Source organism: Nocardioides sp. OK12, from assembly GCF_024341885.1.
Classification (GTDB): Bacteria; Actinomycetota; Actinomycetes; order Propionibacteriales; family Nocardioidaceae; genus Nocardioides; species Nocardioides marinisabuli.
Genome location: NZ_BNET01000003.1, coordinates 419,083 through 443,584 on the forward strand (window position 1 = coordinate 419,083; position 24,502 = coordinate 443,584).

Sequence of the window (24,502 nt, forward strand, 5' to 3'; positions counted from 1 at the left end):
GTGCAGTTGATGCCGCCCGTCCTGATGTCCACCGTGGGAGTTCGCCAGTGCCGCTGAACCGGCCCGCCCTCTTGCTGGGCGCAGGACCTCGCAGCGTCCAGGACGCGAGGCGCTGGGTCGTCGACACCTGCCGCGACATCGACCGGCCCGAGCTCGCCGAGTGCGCCGAGCTGGGCGTCTCCGAGCTGGTGACCAACGCGCTCCTGCACGGTGAGGGCCCGATCCGGGTGCGCGTGCGCGGCACCCGGGAGCACCCCCGGGTCGAGGTGCGCGACGCCTCGCGCGAGCGGCCGGTGCTGCCCACCCCCGCCGAGCCCGGCGACGAGGACGACCTGCTGCTGACCTTCGGGCGGGGCCTGAGCATCGTGGCCCGCTCCTCCGACGCCTGGGGCGCCGAGATCGAGGCCGACGGCAAGGTGGTCTGGTTCGCCCCCGCTGCGCAGTTCGCCACCGACGACGGCGTGCAGGGCGTCATCACCGGCCTCGACGAGGTGCCCGGCGCCGCGCCCGCCGACCCCGTCACCGTGCACGTCCCCGGCGTCCCCGTCGAGCTCTACCAGGCCTTCGAGCGGCACTTCAGCGAGCTGCGGCGCGAGGTGCGGCTGCTGGCCCTGGCCCACGAGTCCGACTACCCGATCGCCAAGGACCTCTCCGACCTCTTCGGCGACATCGACCGCGAGCTGCGCCAGGCCGTGGGCACCGAGGAGATCGCGGTGGCCGAGCAGCGGGGCGAGAGCACCACCGACGTCGAGGTCGTGGTGTCCCGCTCGAGCGCGGACACCACGCAGAAGTTCGTCGAGCTGCTCGACATGGCCGACCAGTTCTGCCGCGAGCAGCGCCTGCTCTCCCTGGCGCGCTCCGAGGAGCAGCGACGCTTCCAGCAGTGGTACCTCGGCGAGTTCGTCCGCCAGGCCCGGGGCGACGAGCCCACCCGCTGGGTCGGCGCCGACCGGCACAGCGGCGTCTGCTGAGGCGGCACCACCGGCCTGACGGCCCCGCGACCGGCCACTAGGGTCGGCGCGTGAGCCCGCACCCCCCGCCCGGCCCGGCCTCGGGTGCCCCGGCGCTCGCCGCCGTGGCCCTCGGCGGTGCGGTCGGCGCAGTGCTGCGCTGGTCGGTCGGGGCGAGCGTGCCGAGCGGCGACTGGCTCGTGGCGGCGACGCTGGTCGTCAACGTCACCGGGTCGTTCGCCCTCGCCGCCCTGCCGGCCCTGCCCGCCGTACGCCGCCGGCCGCTGCTGCTGGTGGGCCTCGGCCCCGGTCTGCTCGGCGGGTTCACCACGCTGTCCGCCGCCTCGGAGCAGACCCGCTCGCTGCTCGACGCGGGGCGGGTGGTCAGCGCCGCCGCGCTGGTCGCGCTGACGCTGGCGGCGTCGCTGGGGGCCGCGGCGCTGGCGCGACGGCGCTGGCCGCCGGTCCGGGTCGAGCCGGGGCCCGCGCGGTGACGCCGCTGCTGGTGGCCCTGGGCGGCGCCGGGGGCGCGGCGCTGCGGTGGTGGCTGGGGGTGCGCCTGGACTCCGCGAGGTTCCCGCGCGGCACCCTGCTGGCGAACCTGGCCGGGTCGCTGCTGCTCGGGGTGCTGGTGGGCCTGGCGCTGCGCGGGCACGCCCTGGCCCTGCTGGGCACCGGCTTCTGCGGCGCGCTGACCACCTACTCGTCGTTCGCGGTGCAGGCCCACGACCGCGGGCGCCGCGCGGCGACGTACGTCATGGTGACGCTGGGCGGCTCGCTGGCCCTGTGCGCGCTCGGCTTCGTCGTCGGCGCCCAGGTGTGAGGGCGGCGGCTGCGGGGCCTCAGGCGTAGCCGAGGTCGTGCAGCCGGGCGTCGTCGATGCCGAAGTGGTGCGCGACCTCGTGGACGACGGTGACCCGCACCTCGTGGGCCAGCTGCTCGGGGGTGTCGCAGAAGTCGAGCAGCGGACCGCGGAAGAGGAAGATGCGGTCGGGCAGCCCGGCGGGCCCCCACGAGTCGCGGTGGGTCAGCGCGACCCCGTCGTAGAGGCCGAGCAGGTCGTCGGGCTCCTCGGGCGGCGGCTCCTCCTCGACGAGCACCACCAGGTTGCGCACCAGCGTGGCGAGCTCCTCGGGGATCTCGTCGAGCGCCGTCTCGACCAGGGCGTCGAAGCGCGCGGGGTCGGTGACGAGCGGGTCGAGCGGGTCCAGGGGCACGACCCCATCGTGCCCGAGATGCAGAAGAGCTCCGAACCGTGACGGTCCGGAGCTCCTCTGCTTCGTGCTGGCGACCCCGACGGGACTCGAACCCGCGGCCTCCGCCGTGACAGGGCGGCGCGCTAACCAACTGCGCTACGGGGCCATCGCTAGTGCCGGTCAAACCTCACCGGCGAAGCGTCGGAACTCTAACCCACGACCGCGACCGGACCCAATTCGAGGCCGGATCGCGCTCGCGCCGCCCCCCACGAGGGGGTCCGGCACGGGCCGAGCAGCACCCCCAACGGGATTCGAACCCGTGCTACCGCCGTGAAAGGGCGGGGTCCTGGGCCGCTAGACGATGGGGGCAGGACGCGCCAGATCATAACGTGAGCCGCGGACGCCCGCGTGCGTCGGCTCGCGACCGGTGGGGGCGGCTGGCAGGCTGGGTGCCACCACCGGCAGGCACGTGCGGCACCGACGACGAGGAGAGGGTCAGCGATGGGCAGGGCCACCCTCCAGTCGATCGCCGACGAGGTCGGCGTCAGCCGGATGACGATCTCCAACGCCTTCTCGCGCCCCGAGAAGCTCAGCGCCGACCTGCGCACCCGCATCCTGGCCGTGGCCGAGAAGCAGGGCTACGCCGGGCCCGACCCGGCGGCGAGGGCACTGGCCCGGGGCCGCACCGGCACCGTGGGCCTGCTGGTGACCGGGCGGCTCGGCGACAACGTGCGCGACGCGGTCGGCACCCAGTTCCTGGTGGCGGTCGCCGACGCCCTCTCCGACCACGGGCTCGCCCTGACGCTGATCGTGGCCGGCGTCGGCAGCGACGTGGTCCCCGCCCGGGACGTGCCGATGGACGGCGCGCTGGTCTACGTCAGCGAACCGGGCTCCCCCGACGTCGAGTGGCTGCGCAAACGCGAGCTGCCGCTGGTGACGATCGACCAGGACCCGCTGCCCGGGGTGCCCAGCATCAACGTGGACGACCTGGCCGGGGCCCGAGCCGCCGCGCAGCACCTGCTCGACCTGGGTCACCGGCGCATCGGCACCCTGAACCTCGACCCGGCCAGCCCACCCTCCCTCGAGCGCGCCCGGGGCTGGGCCCAGGCCTTCGCCACCACCGAGGTCGAGTTGGTCGAGGAGGTCGCCCCCTTCCGGCCGCCCGAGGCGGCCTACGCCGCTGCCGTGCGCCTGCTCAGCAGCCCGGACCGGCCCACGGCGGTCCTCTGCTACTCCGACGCGTACGCCGCGCAGGCGCTGCGGGCGGCCGAGTCGCTGGGTCTGCGGGTGCCCGACGACGTGTCGGTGGTCGGCTTCGACGACGGGCCGCTGGCCGCCTCGCTGAGCCCCGCCCTCACGACGGTCGCCCAGGACGTCACCGAGAAGGGCCGGCTCGCGGTCACCAGGCTGCTCGAGGTGACCGCCGCCCGCGCCGCCGACGGCTCGACCAGCCCGGCCTCGACGAGCGCGGCCTCGACGAGCACCGCCCCGCGCACGGTGATGGCGACCTCGCTGGTGGTGCGCGACAGCACCGCGCCCCCACCCGCGCAGGTGCGCCCGGCTCGCGCGCAGGCCGATTCGTGACGTCCCGCGGCGCTGCGGTAAGGTGACCGCGCTCGGGCAGGTAGCTCAGTTGGTACGAGCGTCCGCCTGAAAAGTGGAAGGTCGGCGGTTCGACCCCGCCCCTGCCCACGAGCACCGCAGGGCTCTGACCTGCAGCACGAGGCCCCCGCCGGTTCACCGGCGGGGGCCTTCTGCGTCTCGGCTCAGACCAGGGCGCTGCGGCGTGCCTTCAGCTCCCAGCCTCGGAGTGGGTGCTGGGTGAGGTGCCACCTGGGGTCGTGGGCTCGGTGGTGGTGCCAGGTGCAGAGGGGGAGTGCGTCGTCCAGGTCGGTGTCGCCGTGGTGGGCCCAAGGAGTGAGGTGGTGGGTCTCGGTCCAGGCGAAGGGTCTCTCGCAGGTGCCGATGGCGCAGGTGTCGTAGAGCAGGAACAGCGCTTTTCGTTGGTGGTGGGTGTGGAGTCGTCGGGTGCGGCCGAGGTCGAGCGGGACTGAGTCGTTGGTGCCGGGCGGGGCGCCGAGGACGGCGGGGACGAGTCCCGCTTCGCAGGCCAGGCGGCGCAGGTCCCCGGCGGCGGTGCGGATGCCGGTGTCGAGGCGGGCGGTGCCGGTCTCGTGGGGGCCGTGCCAGTCGGGCCAGGTGGCCGGGTCGAGGTCACCGGTGGCGGCGAGGTCACGAGCCAGGTCTTCGGCGGTCATGGTGACCAGGAGCGTGAGGGCGTTGGCGCCGTTCCAGCCGTCGGTGGGCAGGTGCTCGATGAGCTCGCACAGGGCGTTGCCCGCGATCTCCCAGCCGGACAGGCCGTGGTCCGGCCCGGTGGGGGCGGACTCGTCGTAGCCGGAGACCTGTTCTCCCTCGGGCCCGGTTTTGGCTTTGTTGAGGCGACGGGGAGCGGAGAGGGTCTCGAGGGCGGTGCGGAGCAGGGAGCCGTGGAGCTCGGGGATGGTGAACTTGCCGGAGTAGGTGCCGTCGCCGTTGTCGTGCAGCGCGAGGTAGGTCTCGTGCTTGGCTCGCCGTGACTCGCGGCCGAGCATGATCGCTTCGTGCTGGTCGGCGAGGTCGCGGTCGACGACGTCGAGCATCCGCCGGGCGGCTTGGCGGAGCCGTTTGGGGTTCATCGGGCGCCCGGTGCGGGTGCCGATGCCGGTGGCCTTGTTCACCAGCACCTCCTCGGCGGCGGCGAGCTGCTCGGGGGTGGTCTCGAGGGGTGCTTGTTCGGCGGCGGCGACGATGATGCGGACCTGGCGGGTGGTGATCGCCCCGGTCGCGTACGCCTGACGGGCGTGGTGGTACTTGCTGCGGAGCAGCTCCGCGACCCGCGCGCCACCGGCGAGGACCTCACGGGACTGGCCGGTCAGGGCGGCGGCCCACGCGTCGGTGCCGGTGGCGGCCTCGGCATCGGCGACCTGGCGTCGTTCGGCCTCCCCGAGCACCTCACCCAGCAGCGCGGACGCCTCCGCCTCGAGCGCCGAGAGCGCTTGGACCAGCACGGCGAGGTCCTCGACCGGCTGCCGTCGCAGGTCCCCGTCGCGTGCCGCGGCCATCGCCGCACGCGCGGTCGCGACCGCCGTCGCGACAGGCCCCGCCTCAGGCGCAGGGGAGAGGCTGGCGGGCACCCCAGCACCCGGGCCGGGGGCCCGGGCGCTGGTGGGGTGCTGGAGCAGCCTCATGCCCACCATTCTCCCACGCCGAAGCCCGCTTGTCGAACACTTGTTCGAAGTTTTCTGCCCTCCCGGGCACGGCCTGCGCGACGCCGAGCCCCACCGAACGGGTGGTGAGACAAGTGCTTGATGCCACCTACCGTCAGACCATGACCGGCACAGCGCAGCACCCCCTCGCCCCGACCACCGCACGCACGCCGGGGACCCGGCCGTTGGCCTGGGCGGTGCTGGCGGCCTCCGTCCTCGAGGTCGTGGCGCCGGCGATCACCCTCAACGGGCCCGGCTCCTCCCCCGACGCCGGTTCGGGGCCGGAGCTGCTGATCACCCCCGCCGGGTGGGCCTTCTCGATCTGGGGCGTCATCTACGCCCTGGCGATCGCCCAGGCGGTCGGGGTGCTCGCCGCCGGGGCCGAGCACACCTCCCGGCGCCTCCAGGTCTCCCAGCTGGTGCTGTACGTCGGCGGGGCGGTGTGGATCGCGGTCGCGGGCGTCGACAGCACCCTGGCCACCGCCGCCGTGCTGGTCGTGATGGCGGTGGCCGCCACCGTCGCCGTCCTCACCGTCGCCACCCAGGGCGGGCCCGAGTGGCTGCGGCTGCTCAGCCGCGCAGCGGTCGGCCTGTACGCCGGCTGGGTGACCGCAGCGGTCTTCCTCAACGTCTCCACGGCCCTGGCCGAGCTCGGCCCGCTGTCGGCGCGTGACGTCGGCTGGCAGGTCGTCGTGCTGGCGCTGGCCGCGGTGACCCTGCTCGTGGTCACCGCGCTGACCGGCGGGGTGGTCACCTACACGTTGGCCGGCGCCTGGGCGATGCTCGGCATCGCCGTGACGGCGGCCGGGGACGACACCACCGCGGTGCTCGTCACGGCCGTCGTCGCCGGAGCGGCGCTGCTGGTCGCGCTCGCGACGGCCGCGGCGCGGGCCCGGCGAGCGGTCGCCACCGCCTGACCCTGACCGACCCACCCTCCCGGTGAGCCGTGAGGCTGCCACAGTGGAGGCATGGACGTCGCCCTCACCCTGGTCGCCGGCAGCCTGCTGATCGCGGTCATCATCGCGGCCAACGGCTACTTCGTGGCCCAGGAGTTCGCCTACATGGCCGTCGACCGGTCGCGCCTGAAGGCCATGGCCGGGCGCGGCGACAAGGCGGCCCAGCGAACCCTGCGGATCACCGACCGCACCTCCTTCATGCTCTCGGGCGCCCAGCTCGGCATCACCGTCACCGGTCTGCTGGTCGGCTACGTCGCCGAGCCGGTGCTGGGCACGGCGATCGGCGAGGTGCTGGGCGGCGTGGGCGTGCCGACCGCCACCGGCATCCTGGCCGGCACCGTCCTGGTGCTGGTCGGCTCCACCTTCGTGCAGATGCTCTTCGGCGAGCTCTTCCCCAAGAACCTCGCCATCGCCCGGCCCTACCCGGTCGCCGAGCGCCTCTCCCGCTCGACCCTCGTCTACATGGCCGCCTTCGGGTGGCTGATCCGGGTCTTCGACGCCGCCTCCAACGCGCTGCTCAAGGTCCTGCGGATCGAGCCCGTGCACGACGTCGAGCACTCCGCCAACCTCCACGACCTGCGCCGCATCGTCAGCGTCTCCCGCGACTCCGGCGAGCTGCCGCCCGAGCTGAGCCTGGTGCTCGACCGGATGCTCGACTTCCCCCAGCGCCCCGTGGGCCACGCCCTGGTGCCGCGCTCGCGGGTCGACGTGCTGGCCCACGACACCCCGCTCACCGAGGTGCGCGACGTGATGGAGGGCGGGCACTCCCGCTACCCCGTGCTCGACGACGAGGGCGACGTGGTGGGGGTGGTCCACCTGGTCGACGTCCTGGAGTCCCTGCACGGGACCGGGGACGGCGGGGACCGCCCCGTCAGCGACGTGGCGCGCCCCGCGACCGTCGTGCCGACCCTGATGCTGCTGCCCGGGGCGCTGGCTGCCATGGACGAGTCCGGCGACCAGATGGCCTGCGTCGTCGACGAGTACGGCGGCTTCGTCGGCGTGGTGACCCTCGAGGACCTCGCCGAGGAGGTCGTCGGCGAGATCACCGACGAGCACGACGTCGACGAGGAGCCGCACCTCGTGCCGGTCGGCGACGACGGGCGCTGGACGGTGCGCGGCGACGCGCCCCTCGACGAGGTCGAGCGCGAGATCGGCGTGGTGCTGCCCGAGGGCGACTACGTCACCGTCGGCGGACTCGTGATCGCGACCCACGGCGCGCTGCCCCGGGTGGGTGAGCAGGTGGTCGTGCCCCTGCCCGACGACCCGGCCGACCTGGCCCACGACGACCACCCGCCCCGGCGCCGCCTGGAGGTCGAGGTGCTCGAGGTCGCCCGCCACGTCCCGACCCAGCTGGCCGTCGCCCTGCACGCCACGGACCCGGGCGCCCCCGACGAGCACGCCGAGACCGAGAGCGAGGTCGCCCGATGACCGGTCTGGCCGCCATCCCCGTCACCATCGCGATCATCGCGGCGAGCGCCTTCTTCGTCGCCACCGAGTTCTCGGTCATCGCCGCCCGCCGCACCCGCCTCGAGGCCGCGGCCACCGACAGCCGCTCGGCCCGCGCCGCGCTGCGCAGCGCCTCCGAGGTGCCGCTGCTCCTCGCCGGCAGCCAGCTCGGCATCACCGCCTGCACCCTGGCCCTGGGCGCGGTCACCAAGCCCGCCGTCGACCACGCGCTCGAGCCGGTGCTCGAGCAGGTCGGCCTGCCGGCGTACGTCGCCGCACCGGCGTCGTTCGCGCTGGCGCTGCTGCTGGTCACCTTCCTGCACCTCGTCGTCGGCGAGATGGCCCCGAAGTCGTGGGCGATCAGCCACCCCGAGCGCTCCGCGACCCTGCTGGCGCTGCCGATGCGGGGCTTCATGTGGGCCTTCCGGCCGGTGCTGACGGTCCTCAACGACGCCGCCAACCGGCTGGTGCAGCGGATGGGGGTCGAGCCGGTCGCCGAGGTGGCGATCGAGCAGGACCCCGACGACCTGCGCGAGCTGGTGCGCCACTCCGCCGAGACCGGCGAGCTCGACGCCGGCTCCTCCGAGCAGCTCGTCGGCGCCCTGGAGACCTCCCGCGCGACGGTCGACGAGGTCATCGGCGAGCGGGAGCTGGTCGTGGTCGACGCCGGGGCCAGCGTCGCCGACGTGCACGAGCGCGCCCGGAGCACCGGCCACCTGCGCATCCTCGTCGGCAACCAGCACGCCCCCACCGGGGTCGTGCACGTGCGCGACACGCTGACGGCGTCCGGACAGGACGCGGTCGAGCCGTTCGTGCGCGACCTGCACCGCCTCGACGGGAGCACGACCGTCCTGGAGGCGCTCTCGGCGCTGCGCGAGGAGGGCACCCAGATCGCCCTGGTCGTGCGGGAGGGCGCGAGTCCCGCCGTCGTGACGATCGCCGACCTGCTGTCGCGGCTGATGCCGGCCACCGCGCGCGCGGAGAAGGTCGAGCAGTAGGGAGCCCGGCAGGGAGCCCATTAGGGAGTCAGGACTACCTGATCGGGTGGTTTGGCGAGCAGGTCGGTGCACGGGTGTTTTACCCGGCTCGGGTGCGGGCACAGGACGGTGCACCGCACCCGACCTGAGGAGACACCAGATGAGCGAGCACCGCGAGCCGCAGGGCCTGTCCGACGAGGAGCTGGCCGCCGAGACCGGCACCGCCCTCCCCGACAAGGAGGTCGTCTCGATCCTCGACCTCAACGCCGACCTCGACCTCGCGATCGACGCCGCGGCCCCCATCGACCTCGGTGTCGCGGCCAACGCCAACGTCGCGGCCCCGATCGACGCCGCGGTGGGCGCCAACGTGCTCTCGGAGGGCTCGACCGCCCAGGCGATGGCCGACCAGGGCGCGGTCATCAACCAGAACGTCGAGGCCGACGCGATCGCCAACGCCACGCAGGACAGCACCCTCGAGCAGGGCGCCTCGCCCGACGCCTCGGCCTCGAACGACCCGGTGACCACCGCGGCGGGCGACCCGACCGGCCAGGAGTCGACCACCCCGACCGCACCCGACGCGACCGGCACGACCGGCACGATCGGCGGCGCCGTCGACGGTGCGACCGGCGCGGTGGACGGGGCCACCGGCGGCGCCACGGGCGGCGCGACCGACGGGCTCGACGACACCGTGGGCGACACCGTGGGCGGCGCCGTGGGTGACGCGGGCGGCGCCGTGGGCGGCGTGACCAGCGGCGCTCCCTCGGTGGGCGACCTGGCCGACGGCAACCTGCTCGACGTCAACGTCGACCTGGCCGCCGACGCCAACCTCGCGGCCCCGATCAACGGCGCCGTGGCTGCCAACGCCAACGTGGCCGCGCCGATCGACGCCGCCGTGGCCGCCAACGTCGGCTCGGTCGACAGCGACGCGGTGGCCCTGGCCCAGCAGGACGCGATCATCAACCAGAACATCGAGGGCTCGGCGGAGGCCACCTCCGACCAGACCTCCGACATCTCGCAGCCCTGACGGAGACCCGGTGACCCAGCAGACCGACCCGCCGCCGCAGACCGCGCTCGCCGACCCGGCGGCCGGTCTGCGGCGTGCCGACGGGGTGCAGCTGATCGGCGAGATGGAGGGGTCCGGCTACCGGACCCCTCCGGCCCTCGCCCGGCGCTCCGACGGCCAAACCGTCCAGCTCACCGCGCTGCTGTACGCCGTGCTGGCCGCGCTCGACGGTCGCCGCGACCCCGAGGCGGTCGCGGCGGCGGTGCGGGAGACCACGGGTCGCCCCGTCAGCCCCGACAACGTCGCCACCCTCGTCGACAAGCTGCGCGAGCTCGGTCTCGCGGTGCGCGCCGACGGCAGCGAGCCCGTCGTGCGCCGCAGCAACCCGCTGCTGGCGCTGCGGCTCAAGGTCGCGGTCACCGACCCCGAGCGCACCCGGCGCCTCACCACCCCCTTCGCCCGGCTCTTCCACCCGCTGCTCGTGGTGCCGGTGGTGCTGGGCTTCGCCGCCATCACGGTGTGGGTCCTGGTGGTCAAGGGACTGGCCTCGGCCACCCACGAGGCCTTCGCGCGGCCCGGCCTGCTGCTCGCCATCCTGGCCGTCACGATCCTCTCGGGCGGCTTCCACGAGTTCGGGCACGCGGCGGCGGCGCGGCGGGGCGGCGCCGACCCGGGGGTGATGGGTGCGGGCCTCTACCTGGTGTGGCCCGCCTTCTACACCGACGTCACCGACTCCTACCGCCTCGGCCGGGTCGGGCGACTGCGCACCGACCTGGGCGGGCTCTACTTCAACGCCATCGTGGTGGTGGCCACCATGGGCGTGTGGTGGGCCACCGGCTACGACGCGGTGCTGCTGGTCGTGGCCACCCAGATCCTCCAGATGCTGCGCCAGCTGCTGCCGCTGGTGCGCTTCGACGGCTACCACGTGCTCGCCGACCTGACCGGCGTGCCCGACCTCTTCGCCCGCATCGGCCCCACGCTGCGCGCCCTGGTGCCCTGGCGCGAGACCGAGCCGCAGGCGCGCGACCTCAAGACCTGGGCCCGCGTGGTGGTCACCGTCTGGGTGCTCACGGTGGTGCCGGTGCTGCTGGGCGTCGTGGTGCTGCTCGTGCTGACCCTGCCCCGCATCGTGGGCACCGCCCTGGCCGCCGCCGACGCGCAGCGCCGGATGGTGCTCGGCGGCGCCACCGGCGACCCGACCCTGCTCGAGTCGGCCGGGCACGCCGTGTCGATGGTGGTGGTCGCGCTGCCGGTGCTGGCCATCGGCTACATGCTGACCCGGGTCGTGCGCCAGGTCGGCGCCGCGACGTGGCGACGCACCGACGGCCGCCCCGTACGCCGCGCGCTGGCGGTGCTCCTCGCGCTCGCGCTCGCCGCCGGGCTCGCGCTGGCGTGGTGGCCCCAGGAGGACCGCTACCGTCCGGTGCAGGCCTGGGAGGGCGGCACCCTCGGCGACGCGGTGAGCCTCGCCCGCCCGCCCGCCGGCTACGAGGTCGGCGCCCGTGGCAGCGGCACCATCTACCTGCCCGACGGCGCCGAGGCACCCACCCGTGAGCGCCCGACGCTCGCCGCGGTGCTGGTCCCCGCCGGGGGCGGGGCCACCGACCCGGCGGCCGGGGAGGCCGCGGCGACCGGGACCACCGACCTCCAGCAGGGTGACGTCGAGCAGGCCGACGACGGCACCTGGATCTTCCCCTTCGACGAGCCGCTGGCTCCCGACGCCGGCGACAACCAGGCCCTGGCGACCAACACCACCGACGGGACGGCCGGCTACTCCGTGGCCTTCGCGCTGGTCTGGGCAGACGGGGACCAGCCGCTGACCAACACCAACGAGGCCTTCGCGGCCGCCAGCTGCGACCGGTGTGCCGCGGTCGCGGTCGCGTTCCAGGTGGTGCTCGTCGTGGGCGAGGCGAACGTGGCCGTGCCGCAGAACACCGCGGTGTCGGTGAACTACGACTGCACCAGCTGCCTGACGTTCTCGGCGGCCGTGCAGCTCTTCGTCACCCTCGACGGGCCGCTCAGCGAGGAGTCCACCGCGCGCATCGAGGAGATCTGGGCGGAGGCGGTCACCTTCGGGCAGGACATCGGCTCGGTGCCGCTGGACCAGATCCAGGCCCGGCTCACCGACTTCGAGCAGCAGATCCTCGCCGTCATCGAGGCCGAGCAGGGGCCGCTGACCCCCGGTGGCGCCACCGGCTCGCCCAGCCCCGGCGACAGCGCGAGCCCCAGCGGCACCCCCGGCGGGAGCACCAGCGCCAGCCCGAGCGGCTCCCCCGGAGCGAGCACCAGCGCGAGCCCCTCGGGCTCGACGACCCCGTCCGGCAGCCCGTCGTCGAGCGCGTCGACCAGCCCCTCGGGCTCGACCACGCCGAGCCCCACCGCCGCGTCGTCGAGCACGTCGTCCGGCACGTCGTCGCCCACACCGTCGAGCACACCCTCGCCGAGCGGCTCGGTCAGCCCGTCGGGCAGCGCCACGCCCTGACCCCGCACAGCGACGGGCCCCCACCCCCGCCGCCGGCGTACCGGCGGGAGGGTGGGGGCCCGTGCCACGGGGCCCGTCTGCTCAGAGCACGAGGAACAGCAGGATGACGAGGGCGATGACGAGGGCGGCGATGGCGATGGTGCGAGTGTTCATGGTTCCTCCTGGTGACGGGGTGCCAGGCGTCCGGTCGGACCCCTACCCCTGATCGTGGGGGCACCAACCTGCCAGTGTCACGCCGCCACGCGGCCCACCCCTTCGGACACACCCGTCCCAGCGACCCCACGGGCCGCTCCTCACCCGCACGGGCGGTGCGCCCGGGGCCCGGAGACGAGAACCTCCCAGGGAGCGCCGCCGGCGCGAAGGGAGGCACCACCATGCGAGGCATCCTCGGAGCCATCGTCGTCATCTGGCTCGTCATCGGCGTCGCCGCCGCCGTGCAGCGCGGCTACTTCGGCGACGACCAGGAGGTCAGCTGCGCGACCGCCGGCACCACCGCCGTCACCGTGCTCGCCGGCCCGCTCAACTACGTCGGGGCCAACCCGAAGGTCGACTGCGAGGTGCCTGAGCCGTCGAGCTGAGCCGCCGGGGGCCGAGCCGTCCGGGTCGGGACCTCGGTCCCTGGGGTGGCTCGGGCCGGCGTGGGAGCATGGCAGCACCATGACGACCCCGCAGCCCGCCACGCGCCCGCGACGCCGCCACCTGATCGATCCCGACAACCCCCCGCCGCCGCCCAGCAACGCCTCGCTGGGCCGGGTGCAGCAGTGGGTGATGTCGGTGCTGGTCACCACCACGATCCTGCACCTGAGCGTGGGGCTGGTGCTGGCGGCGTGGGTGATCGACCAGGACGACCTGGTGCCGGTCGTCGGCCTCGAGGTCATCGCCGGCATCTTCGCGGTGATCGCCGTCGGGCTCGCCCGCGCGATCCACCGCGTGCCGGTCCTCTCGCCGTGGCTCCTGCTGGGCGTCGTGCCCACCCTGGTCGGGCTCGCCGTCACCCTGACGTGACCGACACCGGCGAACCCGCCCGGGTGGTGCCGCGACGTGGGACCCTGGGACCCGGCACCGAGCCGCGATGTCCCGCGGCACAGCGACGACCATCCGGGGAGGGGACACGTGGCTGACTCGCCCGACCTGCCGCCCACGGTCTGGCGCTCCCTCGTCGAGGCCAGCACCGACGCGCTGTGGCTGCTCGGGACCGACGGCACCACCGCGTGGGCCAACGCCCGCCTCGGCGAGCTCCTGGGTCGCGACGACGACCTGACCGGCATGGCGGCACCGGAGGCGTTCGCGCCCGAGGCGCGCGAGCGCGTGCGCGGCCACCTCGCCCAGCTGGCCCGGGCCAGCCGCGGCCGCGAGAACGTCGCTATGGAGCTCCAGCGCGCCGACGGGGGCCGCGTGCCGGTGCTCGTGAGCTACGCCCCCGTCCGCGACGGTGACCCCTCGGCCCCGACCCGCTGGCTGCACCGGCTCACCCCGGCGCCGGCGCCGGCGGCGGCGGCGGCGGCGGAGCCGACGAGCACTCCGGTCGACGAGCTGCTGCGCGAGCGCCTCGAGGAGGTCACCGAGCGCGAGCGGCAGCTGGCCGAGGCCCAGGAGATCTCGGGGCTCGGCAGCTGGTCCTGGGACGTCGTCGAGGACGTCGTGACCTGGTCCGACCAGCTGTACCGCATCTACGGCATCGACCCGGCCGACCACGTCGCGACCTACCAGGGCTTCCTCGACCGCACCCACCCCGACGACCGCGAGCGGGTCCAGGCCACCGTGCAGCAGACCTTCGAGGGCGAGGGCGACTTCGAGCTGGAGTCGCGGGTGCTGCGGCCCGACGGCGAGGTCCGCTGGACCCTGGGCCGGGGCCGGGTGACCCGGGACCCCGCCACCGGCGCACCGCTGCGCCTCAGCGGCACCAGCGCCGACGTCACCGAGCTGCACCGCACCCAGGAGCTGGCCGCCGAGGCGACCGAGCGGATCCGCCTGCTGCAGGAGCTGGCCGTGGCCGCCAACAGCGCCACCACGCTCGAGGAGGCCGTCGAGGTGGCCGGCGCCGCCCTGGTCGAGCACACCGCCTGGCGACCCGTCGCCGGCTTCCGCGCCGTCCCCGGCGAGGAGTCGCTGCGCTCCATCGACCTGCTGATCCGCCCGGCGTGCGAGCCCGACCCGGCGCTCGCCGAGCGTGCGCGCCGCACCCGCACCATCGTCGACGGGCCCGCGCCGGCGCCGTACGACGCCCCGGGGCCGTCCGCGCGGCGCCTCGTCGCGCTGCCGGTGTCGGCGGGCGAGCACGTGGTGGCGGTCCTGCAGGCCCTCACCGGCCCCGGCGTCGACCAGGAGGACCGGCACCTGGCCGTGCAGGTGGCCGACCAGCTCGGGCTCGTGGCCCTGCGCGAGCGCGACGCCGCCGAGGTGCTGGCCGCCCGGGACGCGGCGATGGAGGCCTCCCGGCTGAAGTCGGAGTTCCTGGCCACGATGAGCCACGAGATCCGCACCCCCATGAACGGCGTCATCGGGCTCAACGAGCTGCTGCTGCGCACCGAGCTCGACGACCACCAGCACCGGCTGGCGGCCGGCGTGCAGAGCGCCGGGCTGTCGCTGCTGGCGATCATCAACGACATCCTCGACCTCTCGAAGATCGAGTCGGGCAAGCTCGAGCTCGAGGACGTCAACTTCGACGTGCGCAGCGTCTTCGAGCAGACCGCGGCCGTGCTGAGCGGACCCGCCCACGAGAAGGGCCTCGAGCTGGTGGTGGGCTGCCACCCCGAAGTGCCCGAGTTCCTGCGCGGCGACCCGACGCGGCTGGGCCAGGTCGTGACCAACCTCGGCTCCAACGCGGTGAAGTTCACCGAGAGCGGCGAGGTGGCCATCCGCGCCCACGTCGAGCGCAGCGACGAGGGCGGGGTGCTGCTGCGCGTCGAGGTCAGCGACACCGGTGTCGGCATCCCGGCCGCCGCCCAGGCCGGGCTCTTCGACGCCTTCACCCAGGCCGACCTGTCCACCACCCGCCGCCACGGCGGCACCGGGCTGGGCCTGGCGATCTCCCAGCAGCTGGTCGAGGCGATGGGCGGCGCCATCGAGGTCGCCAGCGAACCGGGCCGGGGCAGCACCTTCAGCTTCAGCGCCCTGCTCGAGCACACCTCGGTCGCCCCGCGACGCACCACCCCGCGCAGCCAGCCGCTGCGCGACGAGCGGGTGCTGGTGGTCGACGACAACGAGACCAACCGCTTCATCCTCACCGAGCAGCTCGCAGCCTGGCACCTGCGCCCGGTGGCGGTCTCGACACCCGCCGAGGCGCTCGCCGCGCTGCGCGAGGCGCACGCCTCCGGCGAGCCCTTCACCGTCGCCCTGCTCGACCTGGTGCTCCCCCGCGTCGACGGTCTCGAGCTGGCCCGCATGATCCACGCCGACACCGACCTCGCCGGCCTCACGATGCTGCTGCTGACCTCCGACCAGGCGGTCAGCCCCCGCGACGCCCGCGCCGCCGGCATCAGCGCCACCCTCAACAAGCCGGTGCGCCACGCCGAGCTCCACGACGCCATGGTCACCGCCACCGGCCGCACCAGCGAGCCCGTGCGGCACTCCGTGCGCCGCGTCGTGGTGCCCTCGCTCGACCTGTCGGTGCTGGTCGTGGAGGACAACCCCGTCAACCAGCTGGTCGCCACCGGGCTCCTGGAGTCGCTGGGCCTGCACGTCGACGTCGCCGACGACGGACTGGCCGCGGTCGAGGCGCTGCGCGGCGACCACGACTACGCGCTGGTGCTGATGGACTGCCGGATGCCCGAGATGGACGGCTTCGAGGCCACCCAGGTGGTCCGGGCCCGGGAGTCGACCGGGCGCCGGGTGCCCATCATCGCGATGACCGCCTCGGCCCTGGAGGGCGAGCGGGAGCGCTGCCTCGAGGTCGGGATGGACGACTTCCTGACCAAGCCCGTCGACCCGACCTCGCTCGAGGAGGTGGTGCGGCGCTGGACCCGGCCGCAGCCCCCGGCCGACGAGCCGGCTGTCGCCTCCGCACCCGCGGGGGACCCCGGCGCCCCCGGGGACCCCGGGGACCCCGCGACCGTGACCGACCCCGGGCTGCCGGTCGTCGACCAGGCCCGCCGCCGGCTCCTCGACGAGCTCGTCAAGGACGGGGTCAGCTTCTTCGACCGCACCGCGCTCTCGTTCTCCTCGCGCATCGACGACCAGGTCGCCGCGATCCGCGACGCCGTCGCCGCCGGCGACGCCAACCGCGCCTTCACCGCCTCCCACCTGGTCAAGGGCAGCGCGCTCAACCTGGGCCTACCGCGGGTCTCGGCCGTGGCCGCCGCGCTCGAGGCGCACGCCCACGGCGGGCGCACCGACGACGCCGAGCCGATGCTCGCCGAGCTCGAGGCGGAGGTCGCCCGCGCCGTCGACGAGCTGCAGCGCGTGGTGCGGTCCTGACCCCTGTGCCTGCGCCTGTGCCTGCGACGCCGCCCCCGGGCCCCACGGCCCCGGGCCGGTTCGAGGAGGTCGCCCGGCACCGCCCGGTCGACCTGGTCGCGCCCGGCGCGGTGCAGGTCGACGACGCCTCCCCCGGCGCGCACTCGCGGCGACCGCTGCCCCAGGTGGCGCCCAGCACCGCGGTGGAGGCGGTCGTGCGCGGCCCCGGCGCGGTGCGCCTCGCCCTCGGCCTGGCCCCGCTGGTGGTGGCCGCGACCTGGGCCGACGGGGTCTGCGCCCTCGAGGTCACCACGCCCGCCGGCACCCAGGTGCACCGCAGCCGGCGCTCGGCCCGCGCTCCCGGCCTGGAGCGGCTCGCCCTCACCCTGACCGGCACCGAGGCCGTGGTGCTGGGCCACGACGGCAGCGGGTGGCGCGGCCACGCCCGCGTCGACCTGCGCGAGGCGGCAGGGGTCCCGCCCGGTCTGTGCCGTGACGAGGCCTGGCTCGCCGGCGTCGAGGTGCAGCACACCGGCGACGTGGCCCGCCTGCGTGCCGGCGGCTTCGGCCAGCTCGGGCTGCGCGACCTGCGGCTGGTCACCCACGCCGACGGCACGGCGTACGCCGACGGGGCGCAGGAGGAGGGCCGGGTGCTGTGGCTCAGCGCGACCAGCGCCGGCCCGGGGTTCTTCGGCACCGCCCACACCTCGGTGTGGCGCCTCGCGCTCGACGACCACCGCCTCGAGCACCGCGCCGACCTGTTCTTCCGCCGCCCCGACCGGCCCGGGGTCTTCGGTGACCACGCCACCCACGTCGTGCGCGACGGGGACGGGTGGCTGGTGGCGACCAGCACCTGGGGCGACTTCGACCGGGACGCCGACGATGCGGGCGTGGGGGTGACGCTGGCGCGCACCGACGCCGACCTGCTGCGGGGGCGGCACGTCCTCGACACGCAGCCGCTGCCGCTGCCGGTCGAGGGGTTCGCCTCGGTGGGCGTGTGGGACCCCCACCTGGTGCGCACCGACCTCGGCGCCGGCCCGACCTGGCTGGTGGGCTACGTCAGCGCGCGGAGGTTCTTCGACTTCCACCCCGTGCTGGCCACCGGCCCCGGCCTCGACCACCTGTCCCTGCGCGCCGCCTCGCTGACGCGGTGCGCCACCGAGGGCACCACCCTGGTGCGCTGGGACGACCAGTGGCGGGTGCTGGCCAGCGACGGGCGCGACAACCCGCGCCGCCACCGCGAGCAGCACCCCGTGCTCGACCTCGACCTGCAACCCGCCGGCGCGCCGCTCGACGCGGCGTACCCGACCAACATCCCGTGGCCCACGCTCGCGCCGCTGCCCGACGGTGGGTGGCTGATGGTCACCTTCAACGGGCGCGGGCTCGGCGGCCGGGTGGTGGGCTACGGCAGCCACGGCGACGTCATCGTCATGCGGGCGCCGGCCGCCGAAGCGACCGGGCCCGGCGTCTCGTCGTAGGCTGGGAGTGAGACCTGCGCCACCCCTGCGGGCCTCACCACCACCGCCACACCACCCCTGTGGCCCGAGCAGAGAGCGGCCCATCATGTCCGTGACCCCCAGCAGCAGCCCCGTCGACGTCTTCGAGCTCGGCGCCGAGCACGAGCAGGTCGTCTTCGCCAACGACCCGGCGACCGGGCTGCGCGCCGTCATCGCCATCCACTCCACCGCCCTGGGCCCGGCGCTGGGCGGCACGCGCTTCTACCCCTACGCCTCGACCGACGACGCGGTGCGCGACGTGCTCGACCTCTCGCGCGGCATGTCCTACAAGGCCGCGCTGGCCGGCCTCGACCTCGGCGGCGGCAAGGCCGTCATCATCGGCGACCCGGCGACGCTGAAGTCCGAGGCCCTGCTGCGCGCCTACGGCCGCTTCGTGCAGACCCTGGGCGGTCGCTACCGCACCGCCTGCGACATCGGCACCTTCTCGGCCGACATGGACCACGTCGCGCGCGAGTGCGACTACGTCACCGGGCGCACCGTCGCCCACGGCGGGGCCGGGGACAGCTCGGTGCTCACGGCGTACGGCGTCTTCCAGGGCATGCGCGCCGCCGCCCAGGTCGCCTGGGGCGAGCCCACGCTGGCCGGGCGCACCGTCGGCGTCGCCGGCGTCGGCAAGGTCGGTCGGCACCTGGTGCGCCACCTCGTCGAGGACGGCGCCGACGTCGTGGTCACCGACGTGCACGCCCCCGCCGTCGACGCCGTGGTCGCCGAGCACCCCGGGGTGCGCGCGGTCGCCACCACCGAGGAGCTCGTCGCCTCGCCGCTCGACGTCTACGCCCCCTGCGCCATGGGCGGCGCCATCAGCGACGAGGTCGTCGAGGTGCTCAGCGCGCGCGTCGTCTGCGGCGCCGCCAACAACCAGCTGGCCCACCCCGGCGTCGAGAAGGCGCTCGCCGACCGCGGGATCGTCTACGCCCCCGACTACTGCGTCAACGCCGGCGGGCTGATCCAGGTCGCCGACGAGCTCGACCCCGCCGGCTTCAGCTTCGAGCGCGCCCAGCAGCGCGCCACCGGCATCTTCGACACCACCCTCGCGATCCTCGCCCACGCCGAGGCCGAGCACGTCTCGCCCGCCCTGGCCGCCGACCGGATCGCCGAGGCGCGGATGCGCGACGTGGGTCGGCTGCGCTCGATCTGGGTCGGCTGAGCCACCCGCGAGCCGGCGCCAGTTCCTCACCGAGCCGGCGCGAGTTCCTCACCGAGTCGGCGCTACTTCCCGTCGTACGACGTCAACGACGGGAAGTGGCGCCGGCTCGCGCAGGAACTGGCGCCGGCTCGCGCCCGGACCCGGCCCCGAGAAGCCGGTGTCCGGGCGCGTCGGCACGTCCGGTGGCCCACCCGGATGACCGGGGAGACCGTGCGAGGCCCGAGGGCCGCCGGTGGGGTCAGTCGCGACGAGGGTCGTAGTCCGACCACTCGTCGGGCTCGTCGCCCTGCTCGGTGTCACTTGCTTCTTCACTGCCATGCAGCTCTCGCGCCAACGCCCCGAAGTCCGTCTCGTGAGTGCGGTACTTCAGGTCGCGGGCGACCTTCGTCTGCTTGGCCTTTGCACGGCCGCGCCCCATAGGGTCAGCCCCCTCGCACGCTTGGCCGGGGCGCTATGGCTCCCGGGCTGTCTCTGCAATCTCGTGGGGGCAACGCTACCTGCTGGGGGGTCGTTCACGCACACCCGGCTCGCGGAGGCGCCCCCAGGCTTCACCAACCGGGGTGCTGGCCCACCAGGTCGACGCGCCCGCCACGGTCGGCCGAGGCGCTCACCTCACCGGCCACCCAGGCGCGCACGCCGTGGCCGGCCAGCACCGACACCGCGGTGTCGACGTCGTCGGCGGGCAGCAGCGCCACCATGCCGACGCCGCAGTTGAGGGTGGCCTCGAGGTCGGGCTGGGAGACCGAGCCGACCTGGCGCACGAGGTCGAAGACCGGCTGCGGGGTCCAGGTGGCGCGGTCGATGGTGGCGGCCAGCTCGACCGGCATCACGCGCTCGAGGTTGGTGGCCAGGCCGCCGCCGGTGACGTGGGACATCGCGTGCACGCCGGTGCGGGCGGCGAGGTCGAGGCAGGCCTTGGCGTAGATGCGGGTCGGCTCGAGCAGCTCCTCGCCGAGGGTGCGGCCCAGCTCGGGCACGTCGCGGTCGAGGGCCCAGCCGGCCCCGCCGTCGGCGGCGCTGCCCAGCAGCACGTGGCGCACCAGCGAGTAGCCGTTGGAGTGCAGGCCGCTGGCCTCCATGGCCAGCACCACGTCGCCCGGGCGGACCCGCGCCGGGCCCAGCAGCCGGTCGGCCTCGACGACGCCGGTGGTGGCGCCGGCGACGTCGTACTCGTCGGGGGCCAGCAGCCCGGGGTGCTCGGCGGTCTCGCCGCCGACCAGCGCGCAGCCGGCCTCGGCGCAGCCCTCGGCGATGCCCTTGACGATCGCGGCGATCCGCTCGGGGACGACCCGGCCGGTGGCGATGTAGTCGGTCATGAAGAGCGGCTCGGCGCCGCACACGACGAGGTCGTCGACGACCATCCCGACCAGGTCGCGCCCGATCGTGTCGTGCACGTCCATCGCCTGCGCGATCGCGACCTTGGTGCCGACCCCGTCGGTAGAGGTGGCCAGCAGGGGGCGGGTGTAGCGGGTCAGCGCGGAGGCGTCGAAGAGCCCCGCGAAGCCGCCGAGCCCGCCGATCACCTCGGGGCGCGTGGCCTTGGCGACCCAGCCCTTCATCAGCTCGATCGCGGTGTCGGCCGCCTCGATGTCGACGCCGGCCCGGGCGTAGGCGTTGGTCTCGGTCACGTCGGGGCCTCCTGGCCGGCTCACGGGTTGTTGAGGACGGGCAGCGCGCGGCCCAGGGTGGGCGAGCTCAGGCTCACCTCGAGCAGGTGCTTGCCGAGCAGCGACTCGTCGGGCAGCTCGACGGGGTAGTCGCCGGTGAAGCAGGCGGTGCACAGCGCCGTCTGCGGCTGACCGGTCGCCTCGACCATGCCGTCGAGGGAGATGTAGCCGAGGCTGTCGGCGCCGACGCTGGCGGCGATCTCGTCGACGTCGAGGCCGTTGGCGATCAGCTCGGCGCGGGTGGCGAAGTCGATGCCGTAGAAGCACGGCCACTTCACCGGCGGCGAGGAGATCCGCACGTGCACCTCGAGCGCCCCGGCCTCGCGCAGCATCCGCACCTGGGCGCGCTGGGTGTTGCCACGCACGATCGAGTCGTCGACGACCACGAGCTTCTTGCCGCGGATCATGTGCTCGAGGGCGTTGAGCTTGAGCCGGAGCCCGAGCTGGCGCAGCGTCTGGCTGGGCTGGATGAAGGTGCGGCCCACGTAGGCGTTCTTGACGAAGCCCTGGCCGAAGGGGATGCCGGACTCCTCGGCGTAGCCGGACGCGGCCGGGGTGCCCGACTCGGGCACCGGCATCACCATGTCGGCGTCGACGGGGAACTGGCGGGCCAGCTCGCGGCCCATCTCGACGCGCGCCTCGTGCACCGAGCGCCCGGCGATCTTGGCGTCGGGGCGGGCCAGGTAGACGTACTCGAAGACGCAGCCCTTGCGCTCGGGCTCGGCGAAGGTGTGCGAGCGCAGGCCGTCGCCGTCGATGACGATGAGCTCGCCCGGCTCGACCTCGCGCACCACGCTGGCGCCGATGGTGGCCAGGGCGGCGTCCTCGGAGGCCACCACCCAGCCCCGGTCGAGGCGGCCCAGCACCAGCGGCCGGATGCCCTGGGGGTCGCGCGCGGCGTAGAGGGTGTCCTCGTTCATCCACACGAAGCAGAACGCACCGCGCAGCATCGGCAGCACCTCGAGCGCGCGCTCCTCGAGCGTCGAGTCGGGGTGGTGGGCCAGCAGCGCGGTCACCAGGCTGGTGTCGTTGGTGGACACGTGCCCGGGGCGCTGGAGGTCGAGCTCGTCGTCAGGCCCGGGCAGCGCCGCGACCTGCTCGCGCAGCTCATGGGTGTTGATCAGGTTGCCGTTGTGGCCCAGGGCGATGGAGCCGTCGGGCGTGGGCCGGAAGGTCGGCTGGGCGTTCTCCCAGGTCGAGGCCCCGGTGGTGGAGTAGCGGGCGTGGCCGATGGCCAGGTGCCCCTTGAGCGAGTCGAGGGTGGTCTCGTCGAAGACCTGCGAGACCAGGCCCATGTCCTTGTAGACCAGGATCTGGCGACCGTTGCTGACGGCGATGCCGGCGGCCTCCTGGCCACGGTGCTGGAGGGCGTAGAGCCCGAAGTACGTCAGCTTGGCGACGTCCTCACCGGGCGCCCAGACGCCGAAGACGCCGCAGGCGTCCTGGGGTCCCTGGTCCTGGGGGTCGAGGGCGGTCGTCAGCCGCCCGTCGCCGCCTCGGCGGGTGCTGCCACTGCTCTGGAAGGGCACGACCGCAGTCTACGCACCGTCCACCTCCTGGCCGATTCGCCTCCCGCGAGGCCCCCCGGACCGTAGGATCGCCGGGCCTGGGGGGCAAGACGTCACGTGCGGAGGACTGGGACCTGTGAGCGAGCGAGCCTGGCTGGGCGCGGACGCCGCGAGCCCTGCCGTCGACGCGCTCACGCTGATCGCCGAGGGCGTCACGCGCGTCGCCGGCTTCCGGGTCGCCACGGTCGGCCTGGTGCGCGGCAACGAGCTCGAGACGGTCGCGGTCGCCGGTGACGACGAGGCCCGCACCGCCCTGCTCGGCGCCCGCACCCCCCTCGACTCCATCCTCGCCGAGCTCGAGCTGGCCGAGCACTGGGGCCCGCTGCGCTTCGTGCCGCACGAGTCGCTGCCCGTCGACCTGCAGGTCTGGGGCTGGGTCCCCGACCTGCTGCCGCTCGAGGGACCGGACGCCTGGCACCCGATGGACGCGCTGTGCGCCCCGCTGCACAGCGGGAGCGGCGAGATGCTGGGCATGCTGTCGATGGACCTGCCCGACGACGGGCGCCGGCCGGGCCCCGAGGCGCAGCGCGTCCTCGCGGCGTACGCCGACCAGGCGACGCGCGCGGCCCTGCTCGCGCTCGAGCGCGAGCAGCTGGCCGAGCAGGTGCGCCTGGCCTCGGCGGCGCGCCAGATCGTGCGTGACGCCCCGGCCCAGCTCGGGGTCGAGGAGGTGCTCGCGGCGAGCGCCGACGCGCTGATGCAGGGCTTCCGGGCCGTCGGGGCCTGGTTGCAGATCTTCGCCGACGACGGCCTGGGCACCGGTCGGCTCGTGGCCGCCGACGGCACCCAGGTCGCGCTGCCGGGCCGGCTGGTGCGCACCGCCGAGCGCTCGGCGCGCGCCTCGTGGGCCGCGCAGCGCGTCGACGTGGTCTCCCGCGAGCACCTCCAGGCGCCGGCGCTGAGCGCGCGCGAGGCCACCGAGATCGTCGACTTCCTCGACGAGATCCGGGTCGGCTCGCTGCTCTTCGTGCCGATCGGGGCCGCCCACGAGGCCCTGGGCAACCTGGTGCTGACACGGCTCGCGGGGGCGCCGGGGTGGACGGCCGCGGAGCGCGAGGCGGCCCTCGACATCGGCCACGACCTGGGACGCGTCGTCCTCAACGCCCGCTCCTTCGAGCGGGAGCACCGCATGGTCGAGGAGCTGCGTGCCCTCGACTCCTACAAGGGCCGGCTGATCGCCACGGTCTCGCACGAGCTGAAGAACCCGCTGACCGCGATCGTGGGTCACCTCGAGATCCTGCAGGACGAGCCCACCGACCCGGCCGTGTCGGCGTCGGTGGACGCCATCGACCGGGGAGCCCGGCGACTGGCCCGGGTGGCCGACGACCTGCTGCTGCTGGCCAAGGTCGGCGACCCCGACCACCCCGTCGTGCCGCGACCGGTCGACCTGGCCGACGTGGTGGCCGACGTCCTCGCGCTGCAGGAGCACAGCCTGACCCGCAAGGGCATCGAGGTGGTGGTCGAAAAGCCCGAGGAGCCGGTCGTGGCGATGGCCGAGGCCGAGGAGATCGAGCGCCTGGTGACGAACCTGGTCAGCAACGCCGGCAAGTACACCCCGAGCGGCGGCCGGGTGACGGTCTGCCTCGCGGTCGAGGGCGACGAGGCGGTCCTCGAGTGCACCGACACCGGCCTGGGCATCTCCGCGGAGGACCAGGAGCAGCTGTTCCAGGAGTTCTTCCGCTCCACCAACCCGCTCGCCCTGGCCCAGCCGGGCACCGGGCTCGGGCTGAGCATCGTGCACCGGATCGTCAGCCGCCACGGCGGGCGCACCGAGGTCGAGTCGCGGCTCGGCGAGGGCAGCACCTTCCGGGTGCGGCTGCCCGTGGCCGGCTGACCGTCCCGGCCGGACCGACCTGTGGAAAGCCGCGGCAGGGTTCAGGACCCCCCTTTAAGGTGAAGGGGACGGCGGCTCGTGCAGGCAGGGCCGCACTCTGACCCACCTGCCGGAGC

20 protein-coding genes and 3 tRNA genes are annotated in these 24,502 nt (G+C 74.7%); 16 read left to right on the forward strand and 7 right to left on the reverse strand.

Features of this window, described 5'->3' with window-relative positions:
* Positions 1-47: 47 nt before the first annotated feature.
* From OCU29_RS09460 to OCU29_RS09470, 3 genes are read left to right on the forward strand one after another with little or no spacing between them, the layout of a single operon-like run.
* Positions 48-971: an ATP-binding protein gene (locus OCU29_RS09460; protein WP_179614494.1), complete on the forward strand. Its 924-nt coding sequence runs from the start codon at positions 48-50 to the stop codon at positions 969-971.
* Between the two features lie 50 nt (positions 972-1,021).
* The gene (locus tag OCU29_RS09465) at positions 1,022-1,444 is read left to right on the forward strand and encodes a CrcB family protein (protein ID WP_261819701.1); all 423 of its coding nucleotides are present in this window, start codon (positions 1,022-1,024) and stop codon (positions 1,442-1,444) included.
* The gene (locus OCU29_RS09470; protein WP_261819702.1) at positions 1,441-1,773 is read left to right on the forward strand and encodes a CrcB family protein; all 333 of its coding nucleotides are present in this window, start codon (positions 1,441-1,443) and stop codon (positions 1,771-1,773) included. Before OCU29_RS09465 ends, OCU29_RS09470 begins: the two co-directional genes overlap by 4 nt.
* A gap of 19 nt (positions 1,774-1,792) precedes the next feature.
* On the opposite strand, the gene OCU29_RS09475 is transcribed toward OCU29_RS09470, so the two are convergent.
* The 3 genes from OCU29_RS09475 to OCU29_RS09485 all read right to left on the reverse strand — a co-directional run bounded on the left by OCU29_RS09475 (position 1,793) and on the right by OCU29_RS09485 (position 2,515).
* Entirely contained in the window at positions 1,793-2,167 is a 375-nt protein-coding gene (locus tag OCU29_RS09475; protein WP_179614497.1) for a metallopeptidase family protein, read from the reverse strand.
* Between the two features lie 68 nt (positions 2,168-2,235).
* Positions 2,236-2,312, reverse strand: a tRNA-Asp gene (locus OCU29_RS09480).
* A 130-nt stretch (positions 2,313-2,442) separates the two neighbouring features.
* Positions 2,443-2,515, reverse strand: a tRNA-Glu gene (locus OCU29_RS09485).
* Between the two features lie 132 nt (positions 2,516-2,647).
* On the opposite strand from OCU29_RS09485, the gene OCU29_RS09490 reads away from it, so the two are divergent.
* Positions 2,648-3,730 carry a LacI family DNA-binding transcriptional regulator gene (locus OCU29_RS09490; RefSeq protein ID WP_261819703.1) on the forward strand — a complete coding sequence of 361 codons (1,083 nt, stop codon included), beginning with the start codon at positions 2,648-2,650 and terminating at the stop codon, positions 3,728-3,730.
* A gap of 34 nt (positions 3,731-3,764) precedes the next feature.
* Positions 3,765-3,838 (forward strand) — tRNA-Phe (locus OCU29_RS09495).
* A 74-nt stretch (positions 3,839-3,912) separates the two neighbouring features.
* On the opposite strand, the gene OCU29_RS09500 is transcribed toward OCU29_RS09495, so the two are convergent.
* Positions 3,913-5,376 (reverse strand): HNH endonuclease signature motif containing protein, encoded by a 1,464-nt coding sequence (locus OCU29_RS09500; protein WP_261819704.1) that lies wholly within the window; start codon positions 5,374-5,376, stop codon positions 3,913-3,915.
* Positions 5,377-5,516: 140 nt separating this feature from the next.
* On the opposite strand from OCU29_RS09500, the gene OCU29_RS09505 reads away from it, so the two are divergent.
* The 10 genes from OCU29_RS09505 to OCU29_RS09550 all read left to right on the forward strand — a co-directional run bounded on the left by OCU29_RS09505 (position 5,517) and on the right by OCU29_RS09550 (position 19,317).
* Positions 5,517-6,311, forward strand: a complete 795-nt coding sequence (locus tag OCU29_RS09505; RefSeq protein WP_261819705.1) for a hypothetical protein — start codon at positions 5,517-5,519, stop codon at positions 6,309-6,311.
* Positions 6,312-6,362: 51 nt separating this feature from the next.
* Entirely contained in the window at positions 6,363-7,778 is a 1,416-nt protein-coding gene (locus OCU29_RS09510) for a hemolysin family protein (protein WP_261819706.1), read from the forward strand.
* Entirely contained in the window at positions 7,775-8,794 is a 1,020-nt protein-coding gene (locus OCU29_RS09515) for a hemolysin family protein (RefSeq protein ID WP_261819707.1), read from the forward strand. The genes OCU29_RS09510 and OCU29_RS09515 overlap by 4 nt, the downstream gene beginning before the upstream one ends.
* A 139-nt stretch (positions 8,795-8,933) precedes the next feature.
* Positions 8,934-9,797: a hypothetical protein gene (locus tag OCU29_RS09520; protein ID WP_261819708.1), complete on the forward strand. Its 864-nt coding sequence runs from the start codon at positions 8,934-8,936 to the stop codon at positions 9,795-9,797.
* 10 nt (positions 9,798-9,807) lie between these two features.
* Entirely contained in the window at positions 9,808-12,258 is a 2,451-nt protein-coding gene (locus OCU29_RS09525; RefSeq protein ID WP_261819709.1) for a hypothetical protein, read from the forward strand.
* A gap of 374 nt (positions 12,259-12,632) precedes the next feature.
* Positions 12,633-12,836: a hypothetical protein gene (locus OCU29_RS09530; RefSeq protein WP_261819710.1), complete on the forward strand. Its 204-nt coding sequence runs from the start codon at positions 12,633-12,635 to the stop codon at positions 12,834-12,836.
* Positions 12,837-12,915: 79 nt separating this feature from the next.
* Positions 12,916-13,263, forward strand: a complete 348-nt coding sequence (locus OCU29_RS09535) for a hypothetical protein (protein ID WP_261819711.1) — start codon at positions 12,916-12,918, stop codon at positions 13,261-13,263.
* 108 nt (positions 13,264-13,371) lie between these two features.
* Positions 13,372-16,674 (forward strand): response regulator, encoded by a 3,303-nt coding sequence (locus OCU29_RS09540; RefSeq protein WP_261819712.1) that lies wholly within the window; start codon positions 13,372-13,374, stop codon positions 16,672-16,674.
* Between the two features lie 17 nt (positions 16,675-16,691).
* Entirely contained in the window at positions 16,692-18,131 is a 1,440-nt protein-coding gene (locus OCU29_RS09545) for a hypothetical protein (protein WP_261819713.1), read from the forward strand.
* Positions 18,132-18,216: 85 nt separating this feature from the next.
* Positions 18,217-19,317 (forward strand): Glu/Leu/Phe/Val dehydrogenase, encoded by a 1,101-nt coding sequence (locus OCU29_RS09550; RefSeq protein WP_261819714.1) that lies wholly within the window; start codon positions 18,217-18,219, stop codon positions 19,315-19,317.
* 238 nt (positions 19,318-19,555) lie between these two features.
* On the opposite strand, the gene OCU29_RS09555 is transcribed toward OCU29_RS09550, so the two are convergent.
* From OCU29_RS09555 to purF, 3 genes are all read right to left on the reverse strand, one after another.
* Complete coding sequence (locus OCU29_RS09555; protein ID WP_179614518.1) at positions 19,556-19,735, reverse strand: DUF3073 domain-containing protein; 180 nt, start codon at positions 19,733-19,735, stop codon at positions 19,556-19,558.
* A gap of 130 nt (positions 19,736-19,865) precedes the next feature.
* On the reverse strand, positions 19,866-20,945 hold the full coding sequence (gene purM / locus OCU29_RS09560) for a phosphoribosylformylglycinamidine cyclo-ligase (protein ID WP_218877379.1): 1,080 nt from the start codon (positions 20,943-20,945) through the stop codon (positions 19,866-19,868).
* A gap of 20 nt (positions 20,946-20,965) precedes the next feature.
* Positions 20,966-22,513: an amidophosphoribosyltransferase gene (gene purF / locus OCU29_RS09565; RefSeq protein ID WP_261819715.1), complete on the reverse strand. Its 1,548-nt coding sequence runs from the start codon at positions 22,511-22,513 to the stop codon at positions 20,966-20,968.
* Between the two features lie 115 nt (positions 22,514-22,628).
* Here purF and OCU29_RS09570 point away from each other — a divergent pair, with 115 nt between their 5' ends.
* Entirely contained in the window at positions 22,629-24,386 is a 1,758-nt protein-coding gene (locus tag OCU29_RS09570; RefSeq protein WP_261819716.1) for an ATP-binding protein, read from the forward strand.
* Positions 24,387-24,502: the final 116 nt, after the last annotated feature.

Bases quoted from the DNA above. Each gene is read 5' to 3' on its own strand.
- OCU29_RS09490 (WP_261819703.1), top strand. From the start codon at position 2,648: ATGGGCAGGGCCACCCTCCAGTCGATCGCCGACGAGGTCGGCGTCAGC.
- OCU29_RS09500 (WP_261819704.1), bottom strand. From the start codon at position 5,376: ATGAGGCTGCTCCAGCACCCCACCAGCGCCCGGGCCCCCGGCCCGGGT.
- OCU29_RS09505 (WP_261819705.1), top strand. From the start codon at position 5,517: ATGACCGGCACAGCGCAGCACCCCCTCGCCCCGACCACCGCACGCACG.
- OCU29_RS09510 (WP_261819706.1), top strand. From the start codon at position 6,363: ATGGACGTCGCCCTCACCCTGGTCGCCGGCAGCCTGCTGATCGCGGTC.
- OCU29_RS09515 (WP_261819707.1), top strand. From the start codon at position 7,775: ATGACCGGTCTGGCCGCCATCCCCGTCACCATCGCGATCATCGCGGCG.
- OCU29_RS09520 (WP_261819708.1), top strand. From the start codon at position 8,934: ATGAGCGAGCACCGCGAGCCGCAGGGCCTGTCCGACGAGGAGCTGGCC.
- OCU29_RS09530 (WP_261819710.1), top strand. From the start codon at position 12,633: ATGCGAGGCATCCTCGGAGCCATCGTCGTCATCTGGCTCGTCATCGGC.
- OCU29_RS09535 (WP_261819711.1), top strand. From the start codon at position 12,916: ATGACGACCCCGCAGCCCGCCACGCGCCCGCGACGCCGCCACCTGATC.
- OCU29_RS09550 (WP_261819714.1), top strand. From the start codon at position 18,217: ATGTCCGTGACCCCCAGCAGCAGCCCCGTCGACGTCTTCGAGCTCGGC.
- OCU29_RS09555 (WP_179614518.1), bottom strand. From the start codon at position 19,735: ATGGGGCGCGGCCGTGCAAAGGCCAAGCAGACGAAGGTCGCCCGCGAC.